We start from the raw sequence: 11,391 nt of genomic DNA, 5'->3' as shown, positions 1-11,391 counted from the left end.
CGTATTCGGCAGCAACTGCCCATTCAGCCGTCGAGTAGTAGGAGTTCGGGCCGGAAGAGTACACAGCAGCGAGGCCGAGCGTACCGGGACCGATGTCAACCGTACCCATTGCACGGACAGCGCCGTCTTCGTTGTCGACGTCCCAGCCGGCAGTGACCTGGTAGCTGAAGGCACCAGCCTTGCCACCGATACCAACGGCAACGCCGACATTGTTCGGACCATCGTTCGGAACAAGGAGGCCGGTGACGGGATCCACGTCACCCTGATAAACGCCGTCTTCCAGTTCATCGACGCTGATACCAGCGTAGAAATCGCTGGTTTCATACTGATAGCGGATCGAGTTGTGGAGCGTTACGACCGAGCCGATGTCGTCGGTTTCGCCAGAGAGACCATCGTCCCACCAGCTGTAGAACAGACCGGCGCGGAAGCCGGCGATGTCGAGGTAAGCGGAGTCGAGCTTGGACGCCTGAACCGTGGCGTTGTCAGCATTGAACTGCATGACGATGACGCCGGTCAGCGGACCATATTCGGTATCGCTCTTGGCCGTGAACTGAACCTGACCGCGGGTGACAGCATCCCAATCCGAATCGCCGCCGACGTCTTCGCCAACGTTAACCTGGAAACGGATGTAACCGTTGATCTTGAGGCAGGTTTCAGTGCCCGGGATGTAGAAGTAGCCGGTGCCGTAAGCGTCGCAGACGCGAACATATTCAACCGGTTCCGGTTCGGCAGCAACGATAGCGTCAGCAGCCTGAGCACCGGAAACTACTGCGAGAGCAGCAGCGGAGCCGAGAAGAAGGCTCTTGATGTTCATAAATGACCTCCAATTCAAAGTTTCGATCGGGTTTGGGATCTTTCGCTGAGCAGCGTTCCCTGCCCCATCCCCGTGTTTCAAGAAGTGGACGATCAGTCGCCCTTGCTTCCGAGGTTGAAAATACAAGACGGAAGCCGTCACGCAATCACCAACTTACTCGGATGGGGGATTTGAGGGAGCCTTCCCGACATTCTGTTGCTGAAAGGACACAAGTCGGGCAACCGACCTCGATTTCCTTTATGCTTTGTTAAGAAAACCCTGATTTTGCGGAGGCTTAGGTCCAGCCAATAAAGAATTGGACATGCGCCCTGCGACACATTCGTGACACTTTTTTGGCAAAATGCGGCTCTTGCGGGGATTCAGGATTGCCGAAAGCGTAACCGGACGTGCACCGATCCACTTTCGCCACCTGCCGGTGGCTTGAGCGCGGGAGGTGATTCCCGCAGGCGATTCTCTCGCTCAAGGCAGAGAGATTTTTCGTCGCCGGCCTAGCCGACTAAGCGAACGTGATTCCCTGCCGGAAACTAACGATCGACGCACACTCAGGAAATCGGAATGGCGGAGAAGATGGGATTCGAACCCACGATACGCTTTTGACGTATACTCCCTTAGCAGGGGAGCGCCTTCGACCACTCGGCCACCTCTCCGGTGCGGCCTAACTATGGCGACCGCTCTGTGAATGCAAGGGTTTTTTGAGTTTTCACCAGAAGAAATGCAGCGGCTGGCATTTCGGCCGGTTATGCAAACAGTCCACATTTCCTGCCGCGTTCCGCGGAATTTGATCGCGCTTCGTTCTCGTGATGAAGAAGCCGAGCTCAGCCGAGCAGGCTCTTGAGGTCAGCAGAAGGGTCGGCGAGAATCGTTTTATCGGGGTTGGTCCCGGATTCCAGCAGCTTTTTGCCGGTCACATAGGCTTTCGCGTCGTTGATCGCATCGACGGCGATCAGCCGGCCTTCCCTGAAGTACCAGACCGAATGGGCACCTTCGCGGGTGCCGGGGCGCAGCAGCGTCTCGTCATAGCCGAGATTGAAGCCGGCAATCTGCAGCTTGACGTCATACTGGTCGGACCAGAACCACGGCTTCGGCGCATAAGGCTCGCTGCCGCCAGCGATGACGGCCGCCGCTGCTTCGGCCTGGTCGACGGCGTTCTGCACCGATTCGAGCCTGATGCGGCCGCCCTCCCAGGGAAGTGCGGCGCAATCACCGGCCGCAAAGATCGCCGGATCGGAGGTGCGGGCGAATTCGTCGACCACAATGCCGTTGGCGACTTCGAGGCCGGATTCCTTGGCGAGCTGGTCGTTCGGCGCGACGCCGATGCCGACGACGGCGAAATCGATGTCGATCACCGATCCGTCTGAAAGCGCGGCACCAACGACACGGCCATCCTTGCCGACCAGATGCTTGAGCCCTGTCTTCTCGCGGATCACCACGTCATGGGTCTCGTGAATCCTGCGCATGATGTCGGCGGTCTCCTTCGCCGCGACGCGCTGCAGGATGCGATCGGCCATCTCGATGACGGTGACTTCCAGGCCGCGATGGCGGGCAACGGCTGCCGCCTCGAGACCGATATAACCGCCGCCGATGATGAGGACGCGGCGACCGGGGCGCATCTCGTCAGCAAGCAGGTCTGCATCGCGCTTGTCGCGGGCAACATAGACGCCTTCGAGATCGCCGCCGATTGCGGCCGGCAGCCGGCGCGGCGTCGAGCCGGTGGCCAGCGCCAGCGTGCCGTAATCAAGAACGGAGCCGTCCTGCAGCAGAACCTGCTTGCTGTCCGGCTTGATCTGCTCGGCCCAGGTCGAAAGGCGAAGGTCGACGTCATTGTCCGCATACCAATGCTCGGCGCGGAACAGCAGGCGGTCGAAGGCCATTTCGCCGAGCAGGTATTTCTTTGAAAGCGGCGGACGCTGATAGGGCGCGACGTCTTCCGCGCCGATGAGGGTGATCGGGCGCGTATCCTTCAACGCACGCAGCTTGGCCGCCAATGCGAAACCGGCCTGTCCCGCGCCAATGATCACCAGTCTATCCGTCACGATCTCACTCCTGAAGCTGCGCCCGACAACCACGCCAAGGCCTATCCCCTACACCGCCGCGCGTCTTTCAGACGCGCGAACGACGCTCTCGCATTTTGAGTTTCTGCATAATCCCTGAAATCGATTTCGATTTCAGGGATTATGCAGTAGCCCGTGCGCCGTCAACGGAAAGCGGCCTCTTACATTCAGGCGATCTCGATCCAGCGGCGCTCGTGGAAGGACTGTGCCATGGCATGTACCGACTTCTCTATCCTGAGACCGTCTTCGAATGTCACGATCGACGACGGTCCGCCTGAAATTGCCCGGATCAGCTCGCGGCATTCGATGATCTTCAGATCGTTGAAGCCGAGGCCATGGCCGGGCGCTGGAATGAACCGATCATAAGGCCGATGAGCGGGTGCCGCCAGTATCTTGCGGAAACCCTGTTCAGAGCCGCGACCCTCGGCCTGATAGAGTTCGAATTCGTTCATGCGCTCCTGATCGTAGACGATCGAGCCCTTCGAGCCGAAAATCTGCAGGGCGATGCGGCCCTTACGACCCCAGGCGGCGCGATTCGCCATCAACACGGCCGAGATGCCGCCGCCAAGCCGCATCAGCACGTTGGCGCCATCGTGGTTTTCGACGGCACGGCGACCACCCTCGCTCAGCGGGCGCTCGGCATAGGGTTTTACCATATCCGTTATGACGGCCTCCACATGGCCGAAGAGATACCAGAGCAGCGACAGCGGGTGCACGGCGAAATCGTCGAGCGCGCCGTAGCCGGCGGAAAGCTCGCTCTTCCAATAAAAGAAGACATCGGGATCGGCCATGAAATCCTCGTCCATCTCGACGCGGATATGATTGACCGTGCCGATGGCGCCCTCGCCAATCAGCGTCCTGATATGCCGCATGACGGGATTCTGAATGTAATTATAGCCAAGAGCGGCAACCTTGCCGGATCGCTTCGCCGTTTCCAGCATGCGCTCGGCATCGGCATAGGCCGGCGCCATCGGCTTTTCGCACCAGACATGCTTGCCGGCCTCGAGGGCAGCAATCGCCATTTCGGCGTGGAACTGATTGGGCGTGGTGATGGAGACGACGTCGACCTCGGGGTCGGCGATCAGCGCCCGCCAGTCGGCCGTCGCCTTCTCGAAACCGAATTCACCGGCACGAGTCTCAGCGAGCCCGGCATTGGCTTCGGCCAGATGCACAAGACGCGGACGCTCGACATCGCCGAACACCGTCTTTACCGCGTTCCACGCCAGCGCATGGCACTTGCCCATATAACCGGTGCCGATCAAACCGATGCCGAGTGGCTTCATTTCCGTCTCCTCCAGAGCTGCGCGCGGATTTTTGGAATATTTGGATCATTTTGACAAGGGACCTATTCACAAGCATTTCTGCGCCAGTCCCGAATGGAACTGTTCAAAAGCCTTCAATTACAGGGGATTAAAAACAATTAGCCGTGCCGTTTGAAATCGTTTATGTTCGATAATATGGAATATTTGTTTCATCTCCCGAGCTGCAAGCATGGATAACGATCCCCAGAGGCACGCGCGCGTACCGCGCGATTTCGAAAGCCTGCGCAGTACCATCATCGAGCGCAAGGCGAACATGCCGAAGCGGCTGGCGCAGGTCGCCGCCTTCGCCCTCGGCAATCCCGACGAGATCGCCTTTGGCACGACGGCGAGCATCGCGGCCGCCTCCGACGTCCAGCCCTCGACGCTGGTGCGCCTGGCGCATCATCTGGGTTATGGAGGGTTTTCCGACCTGCAGAGCATCTTTCGCGAAAGATTGCGCGACCGGACGCTAAGCTACGAAGAGCGCCTCGTTACGCTGGAGCAATCGAGCGGCGACGATGAGGACGCCAATCTGCTCTCCGGCTTCATCGCCGCGGCAAACCAGTCGGTCAATCGGCTGGCGGCGACGGTGCAGAGCGATACTTTCACCAAAGCCGTGGATATCCTTGCTAACGCCGAGACGATCTATCTGATCGCCAAACGGCGCTCCTATCCGCTGACGGCGCACATGACCTACGCTTTTTCCAAGCTCAACATCCGCCACCAGATCGTCGCCTCGCCGAACGGCGTTGACCCTGAGATGGTGCAGTTCGCAACACCGAAGGATGCGGCGATCGCGGCGAGCTTTTCGCCCTACGCGGCCGACAGCCTCAACCAGAGCCAGGAGCTTGCCGACCGCGGCGTCCCCGTCATCGCGATCACCGATTCGGCCTTCTCGCCGCTTGCCGCCTGCGCCACGCACTGGTTCGAGGTGGCGGAAGCCGATTTCGCCGGCTTCCGCTCGCTTTCGGCCTCGATGGCGCTCACCATGGCACTGCCGGTTGCAATTGCCGAGCGCCGGCGCAAGCATCAACAGTCGAAACCTGTAAAAGGCAAAATGGAATAAACATTCCGAATTGACAAAATATCGGAACCAATGTTTCATTATTGAAAATTCGCAGGCACTGGAAGCCGCGCAAAATCTAGCGGGAGGACATCATGGTACAATCGAATCCGGGTTCACAGCCGGAGCCGGCGCTTGATGTGATAACCATCGGCCGCTCCTCGGTCGATCTTTACGGCCAGCAGATCGGTTCGCGGCTGGAGGATATCGGCTCCTTCGCCAAGTCCGTTGGCGGCTGCCCGGCCAATATCGCCATCGGCACGGCACGGCTCGGCCTCAAATCTGGCCTCATCACCCGCGTCGGCGACGAACAAATGGGACGCTTCATCCGCGAGCAGTCGGCGCGCGAAGGTGTGGCGACAGACGGCATCGTCACCGACAAGGAGCGGCTGACGGCGCTGGTGCTGCTTGCGGTCGAGGCCGAGGGCGTGTCGCCGATGATCTTCTATCGGTCGGACTGCGCCGACATGGCGCTCGATGAAGGCGATATCGACGAAGATTTCATCAGATCGTCGCGCGCCGTTCTCGTTTCCGGCACGCATTTCTCGCGGCCGAATACCGAGGCCGCCCAGCGCAAAGCGATCCGCATCGCCAAGGCGAACGGCCGCAAGGTGATCTTCGACATCGATTACCGGCCGAATCTCTGGGGCCTTGCCGGTCATGCGGAAGGCTTCGAGCGCTACGTGAAATCCGACCGGGTCTCCTCGAAGATGAAGGAGACGCTGCCGGATTGCGATCTCATCGTCGGCACCGAAGAGGAAATCCTGATCGCGTCCGGCGCCGACGATGTGCTCGGCGCGCTGAAGGAGATCCGCCGCCTTTCGCCGGCGACGATCGTGCTCAAGCGCGGCGCCATGGGCTGCATCGTCTATGACGGGCCGATCGCCGACGATCTTGAAGCCGGCATCATCGGCCAGGGTTTCCCGATCGAAGTCTTCAACGTACTTGGCGCCGGCGACGCCTTCATGTCCGGCTTCCTGCGCGGCTTCCTGCGCGACGAGCCTATGAAGACCTGCGCCACCTGGGCCAATGCCTGCGGCGCCTTCGCGGTCTCCCGACTGCTCTGCTCGCCGGAATATCCGACCTGGGCGGAACTCGACTTCTTCCTGACGACCGGCAGCAAACATCGGGCGCTGCGCAAGGACGAGGAGATGAACCATATTCATTGGGCATCAACCCGGCGCGGCGAAATCCCGCTTTTGATGGCACTGGCGATCGACCATCGTTCGCAGCTCGTCAGCGTCGCCGATGAACTCGGCGTCGGCCACGAGAAGATCGTCGCCTTCAAGCGGCTGGCAGTCGCGGCAGCGGCGCGGGTTTCGAACGGCCGCGACGGCTACGGCATGCTGATCGACGAACGTTTCGGCCGCGACGCCTTCTTCGATGCGGCGACGAAGAATTTCTCCTGGATCGGCCGGCCGGTGGAATTGCCTGGCTCGAAGCCACTGCGCTTCGAATTCAGCCAGGATATCGGCTCGCAGCTGGTGGAATGGCCGCTCGCTCATTGCATCAAGTGCCTGTGCTTCTATCATCCCGATGATCCGGCTGAATTGAAGACGGAGCAGCAGGAGAAGCTGCGCACGCTGTTCGAGGCTGCCCGCAAAGTCGGGCGCGAGCTGCTGGTGGAGATCATCGCCGGTAAGAACGGGCCGCTTACCGACGATACCATTGCGACCGCGCTGGAGGAGCTCTATGCGCTCGGCATCAAGCCGGACTGGTGGAAGCTCGAGCCGCAGGCATCCCGTGAAGCCTGGAAAAAGATCGATGCGGTGATCGCCAAAAATGATCCATGGTGCCGCGGTATCGTGCTCTTGGGGCTCGAGGCGCCCGCCGACGAGCTGATCTCCTGCTTCGAGGCGACGCTGGCGGCTCCCTCCGTGAAGGGTTTCGCCGTCGGCCGAACGATCTTTGCCGATCCGGCACGCGCCTGGCTTTCGGGCGAAATGAACGACGAGGAGGCGATCGCCGACATGGCCGGTCGATTCCGGCAACTGACGGAGGCGTGGCTGAAGACCCGCGGACATCAGTAGAAACCGAATTGAGACCCCTCCCCAACCCCTCCCCATAAGGTGGGAGGGACTTAACTTGGGGCACTACCTCACGCCGTGAACGAGCGTCCTTTTGGACAAGACGTTGCGGCGAGAATGTAGAGAGCCCGGCAGGTTAGCCCCTCCCCTCGTGGAGAGGAGTTGGGAAGGGGAAAACAGATAGAGAGTCAAAAGTCCGGGAGGACCCGATGGGCAAGACGATACGGTTGACGATGGCGCAGGCCGTCGCGCATTTCCTGAAAGTACAGATGACGATCGTCGACGGCAAAAAGGTGCCGATCTTCGGTGGCGTCTGGGCGATCTTTGGTCACGGCAACGTCGCCGGCATCGGCGAGGCGCTCTATCAGGTGCGCGGCGAATTGACGACCTATCGCGCCCACAATGAACAGGGCATGGCGCATGCCGCGATCGCGTATGCCAAGGCGAATTTCCGCACGCGCTTCATGGCCTGCACGAGTTCGATCGGCCCCGGCGCGCTGAACATGGTGACGGCCGCCGGCGTGGCGCATGTCAATCGTATTCCCGTTCTCTTCCTGCCGGGCGATGTCTTCGCCAACCGCGCGCCGGATCCGGTGCTGCAGCAGATCGAAGATTTCGGCGACGGCACGGTTTCAGCCAATGATGCCTTCCGTTCGGTTTCGCGCTATTTCGACCGCATCACCCGACCCGAGCAGATCATCACGGCGCTGAAGCGCGCCATGCAGGTCCTGACCGACCCGCTCGATTGCGGCCCGGTGACATTGTCGCTCTGCCAGGACGTCCAGGCAGAAGCCTACGATTATCCGGAAAGCCTGTTCGATGAAAAAGTCTGGACGACCCGCCGGCCGCAGCCGGATGCGGACGAGCTGGCGAATGCCATCGCACTGATCAAGGCGTCGCAGAAGCCGGTGATCGTTGCCGGCGGCGGCGTGCTTTATTCGCAGGCGACGAAGGAGCTTGCTGCCTTTGCCGAGGCGCATGGCGTTCCCGTCGTCGTCACCCAGGCCGGCAAGTCGGCGATTAACGAGCCCCATCCGCTGGCGCTCGGCTCGGTCGGCGTCACCGGCACGTCGGCGGCCAATGCGATCGCCGAAGAGACGGATCTTGTTATTGCCGTCGGCACACGCTGCCAGGATTTCACCACCGGCTCCTGGGCGCTGTTCAAGAACGACAGCCTGAAGATGATCGGCCTCAACATCGCCGCCTATGACGCAGTGAAGCACGACAGCCATCCGCTGGTGACTGACGCCCGCGAAGGGTTGAAGGCGCTTTCGGCAGGGCTTTCGGACTGGAAGGCGCCGGCCGCACTCGCCGAGAAGGCGACTGCGGAGAAGAAGGTCTGGATGGAGGCCGCTGCCAAGGCGATGGCGACGACCAATGCCGCCCTGCCCTCCGATGCCCAAGTGATCGGCGCGGTGGCTCGCACGCTCGGCGGCGAGAATACGACGGTGCTTTGCGCTGCGGGCGGCCTTCCCGGCGAATTGCACAAGCTCTGGCCGGCGACGGCGCCGGGCAGCTATCACATGGAATACGGCTTTTCCTGCATGGGTTACGAGATCGCCGGCGGGCTCGGCGCCAAGATGGCGCATCCTGAACGGGATGTCGTCGTCATGGTCGGCGACGGTTCCTACATGATGATGAATTCCGAGCTTGCCACCTCGGTCATGCTTGGCCTCAAGCTCAATATCGTCGTGCTCGACAATCGCGGTTATGGCTGCATCAACCGGCTGCAGATGGGAACCGGCGGCGCCAACTTTAACAATCTGCTGAAGGACTCCTATCACGAGGTGATGCCGGAGATCGATTTCCGGGCGCATGCCGAAAGCATGGGCGCCATCGCCGTCAAGGTCGCCTCGATCGCCGAGCTGGAGCAGGCGATCACCGACTCGAAGAAGAACGACCGCACCTCGGTCTTCGTCATCGACACCGATCCGCTTGTTACCACGGAGGCCGGCGGCCACTGGTGGGATGTCGCTGTGCCTGAGGTCAGCCCGCGCGAACAGGTCAAAGAAGCGCGCAAGGGCTACATCGAAGCACGCGCCGCCCAGCGCATCGGCTAATTATCGCCGTCATTTTTCGGAAGAGCGGAGCCGCTCTTCCGCAATGCTTTTAAGGAGAATGTTGATGAAGGCCAAACTCGGCATGTCGCCCATCGCGTGGTGGAACGACGATCTTCCTGAGCTTAGCGACGATGTGTCCCTCGAGGAATGCCTGCGGCAATCGCGCAGCGCCGGTTTCACCGGCATGGAGCAAGGCCGCCGTTTCCCTAGCAATCCGGAAGAGATGCTCCCGATCCTGCGCGCCGCCGACGTGACGCTATGCGGCGGCTGGTTCTCCGGCACGCTTGTCAATGAGGAGCTTTCCGCCAACAAGGACCGCATCGCGCCGATGATCTCGCTGTTCAAGGCGGTCAATGCGCCTTGCATCGTTTATGGCGAAGTCGGCCGCTCTATCCAGGGCGACCGTTCCAAGCCGCTCGCGACCAAGCCGCGCCTCTCCGATGACGAGATGAAGGCCTATGCGCGCCGTGTCACGGAATTCGGGGAATGGTGCGCCGAGCAGGGCATGCCGCTTTCCTATCACCATCACATGGCCGCCGTCGTCGAAACCGAGCCGGAACTCGACGCCTTCATGCGTTACTCGGGCGAAGGTATTCCGCTGCTGCTTGATGCCGGGCATCTTGCTTTTGCCGGCGGCGACGTGTTGCGCGCCATCGAGAACCACCACGCCCGTATCAACCATGTTCACGTCAAGGATATCCGCAAGCCTGTCGTGGATGGGCTGGACCGCAGCCGGCAGTCCTTCCTCGATGCGGTGGCACTTGGCGCCTTCACCGTGCCGGGCGACGGCTCGCTCGATTTCGGTGCCATCGTCCAGCGGCTGGCCGATCACGGCTATGAAGGCTGGTTCGTCGTCGAGGCCGAACAGGATCCGCGCAAGGCCCCTCCGCAGAAGATGGCCGAGATCGGTCACGCCGAGTTGATGCGCGTCATGACGGCTGCTGGCTATACCGTGGAAACGGAAGGCTTCCCCAAGGGGTCGTAAAGCCTGGTTGTCCGGGCGTCCTCCCACAAGGGGCTCGCCTTTCCGGACCGCTGGAGCAAGAAGCCCTCTCATCCGCCCTCCGGGCAGCTTCTCCCCGGTGGGGAGAAGAGGAACGGAAAGGGCGCGGCATGTCGCTTCTCCCCTCGGGGAGAAAGGTGGCGGCAGCCGGATGAGGGAGCCGCACCCGCCAACTTACGAGGAAAAACACCAATGCCAAATCTCAAGGTGAAACCGTCCGGCACGCGCGGCCGTGTCACGCATGTCACTCCGGAAAATGCCGGATGGACCTATGTCGGCTTCGATCTGCATCGGATGAAGCCGGGCGAGACCGTTTCGGGAGAGACGGGCGATCGCGAAGTCTGCCTCGTCTGGGTAACCGGCAAGGGCAAGGCATCTGCCGGCACCAAGGATTTCGGCACGCTCGGCGGTCGCATGAGCCCGTTCGATGGTGCGCCGCATGCGCTCTACATCCCGATGGAATCGACGTGGTCGGTGACGGCGGAGACCGATCTGGAACTCGCCGTCTGCTCGGCGCCCGGCGGCGGTACCTATCAGGCAAAGGCAATCCCGCCCGGCACGCATCCGCAGGTGACGCGCGGCAAGGGCACGAACGTGCGCTATGTCAACAATATCATGCCGGAAGACGACAGCTCGGCGCATTCGCTGCTCGTCGTCGAGGTGATCACGCCAGGCGGCCACACCTCCTCCTATCCGCCGCACAAGCACGACCAGGACGACCTGCCGAACGAAAGCTTCCTGGAAGAGACCTATTACCATCGCCTCAACCCGCCGCAGGGGTTCGGCTTCCAGCGCGTCTACACCGACGACCGCTCGCTCGACGAAGCGATGGCGATCGAGGACGGCGATGTGACGCTGGTGCCGAAGGGCTACCACCCCTGCGCTGCCTGCCATGGCTATGATCTCTATTACCTCAACGTCATGGCCGGCCCGCAGCGGATCTGGAAATTCCACAATGCCGCCGAGCATGAGTGGCTGCTGAAGGCGTGAAGGCGTCCTCAGATCGCTAAATAATCTGACAGCGCGAAACTGCCGCTGATGGTTCACTGCCTCCATCCAAACACGGATGGAG

At 61.2% G+C, this 11,391-nt stretch carries 8 protein-coding genes and 1 tRNA gene; 5 read left to right on the top strand and 4 right to left on the bottom strand.

All coding sequences use genetic code 11. The annotated features are described in order from the left end of the window. From AC1D2N_RS16560 to AC1D2N_RS16545, 4 genes are all read right to left on the bottom strand, one after another. Positions 1 to 814 (bottom strand): porin (locus AC1D2N_RS16560; RefSeq protein ID WP_477981605.1); only part of this gene is annotated, 814 nt, incomplete at its 3' end. 556 nt (positions 815 to 1,370) lie between these two features. After that, a tRNA-Ser gene (locus AC1D2N_RS16555) sits at positions 1,371 to 1,461 on the bottom strand. A 168-nt stretch (positions 1,462 to 1,629) separates the two neighbouring features. Next, on the bottom strand, positions 1,630 to 2,847 hold the full coding sequence (locus AC1D2N_RS16550) for an NAD(P)/FAD-dependent oxidoreductase (RefSeq protein WP_026230825.1): 1,218 nt from the start codon (positions 2,845 to 2,847) through the stop codon (positions 1,630 to 1,632). 185 nt (positions 2,848 to 3,032) lie between these two features. Then, positions 3,033 to 4,148: a Gfo/Idh/MocA family protein gene (locus AC1D2N_RS16545; RefSeq protein ID WP_018447370.1), complete on the bottom strand. Its 1,116-nt coding sequence runs from the start codon at positions 4,146 to 4,148 to the stop codon at positions 3,033 to 3,035. Positions 4,149 to 4,356: 208 nt separating this feature from the next. Between AC1D2N_RS16545 and AC1D2N_RS16540 the strand changes: the two genes are divergently transcribed. The 5 genes from AC1D2N_RS16540 to iolB all read left to right on the top strand — a co-directional run bounded on the left by AC1D2N_RS16540 (position 4,357) and on the right by iolB (position 11,309). Next, on the top strand, positions 4,357 to 5,232 hold the full coding sequence (locus AC1D2N_RS16540; protein ID WP_018241387.1) for a MurR/RpiR family transcriptional regulator: 876 nt from the start codon (positions 4,357 to 4,359) through the stop codon (positions 5,230 to 5,232). Positions 5,233 to 5,324: 92 nt separating this feature from the next. Beyond that, positions 5,325 to 7,259: a bifunctional 5-dehydro-2-deoxygluconokinase/5-dehydro-2-deoxyphosphogluconate aldolase gene (locus tag AC1D2N_RS16535; RefSeq protein ID WP_028734291.1), complete on the top strand. Its 1,935-nt coding sequence runs from the start codon at positions 5,325 to 5,327 to the stop codon at positions 7,257 to 7,259. A 206-nt stretch (positions 7,260 to 7,465) separates the two neighbouring features. Then, complete coding sequence (iolD, locus tag AC1D2N_RS16530) at positions 7,466 to 9,316, top strand: 3D-(3,5/4)-trihydroxycyclohexane-1,2-dione acylhydrolase (decyclizing) (RefSeq protein WP_130652113.1); 1,851 nt, start codon at positions 7,466 to 7,468, stop codon at positions 9,314 to 9,316. A 64-nt stretch (positions 9,317 to 9,380) separates the two neighbouring features. After that, a complete protein-coding gene (iolE, locus tag AC1D2N_RS16525) occupies positions 9,381 to 10,301 on the top strand; it encodes a myo-inosose-2 dehydratase (RefSeq protein WP_018241384.1) in 921 nt (306 codons plus the stop codon). A 210-nt stretch (positions 10,302 to 10,511) separates the two neighbouring features. Beyond that, complete coding sequence (iolB, locus tag AC1D2N_RS16520; protein WP_018241383.1) at positions 10,512 to 11,309, top strand: 5-deoxy-glucuronate isomerase; 798 nt, start codon at positions 10,512 to 10,514, stop codon at positions 11,307 to 11,309. Positions 11,310 to 11,391 lie beyond the last annotated feature (82 nt).

This window comes from Rhizobium sp. P1_B8 (genome assembly GCF_056406515.1).
The sequence above is the reverse complement of the archived record's forward strand: the minus strand, read 5'-3'. Positions and strand labels throughout refer to the sequence as shown.

What these genes read in the sequence shown, in the direction of transcription:
- AC1D2N_RS16545 (WP_018447370.1), bottom strand. Translation starts at nt 4,148, where the DNA reads ATGAAGCCACTCGGCATCGGTTTGATCGGCACCGGTTATATGGGCAAG.
- AC1D2N_RS16540 (WP_018241387.1), top strand. Translation starts at nt 4,357, where the DNA reads ATGGATAACGATCCCCAGAGGCACGCGCGCGTACCGCGCGATTTCGAA.
- AC1D2N_RS16535 (WP_028734291.1), top strand. Translation starts at nt 5,325, where the DNA reads ATGGTACAATCGAATCCGGGTTCACAGCCGGAGCCGGCGCTTGATGTG.
- iolD (WP_130652113.1), top strand. Translation starts at nt 7,466, where the DNA reads ATGGGCAAGACGATACGGTTGACGATGGCGCAGGCCGTCGCGCATTTC.
- iolE (WP_018241384.1), top strand. Translation starts at nt 9,381, where the DNA reads ATGAAGGCCAAACTCGGCATGTCGCCCATCGCGTGGTGGAACGACGAT.
- iolB (WP_018241383.1), top strand. Translation starts at nt 10,512, where the DNA reads ATGCCAAATCTCAAGGTGAAACCGTCCGGCACGCGCGGCCGTGTCACG.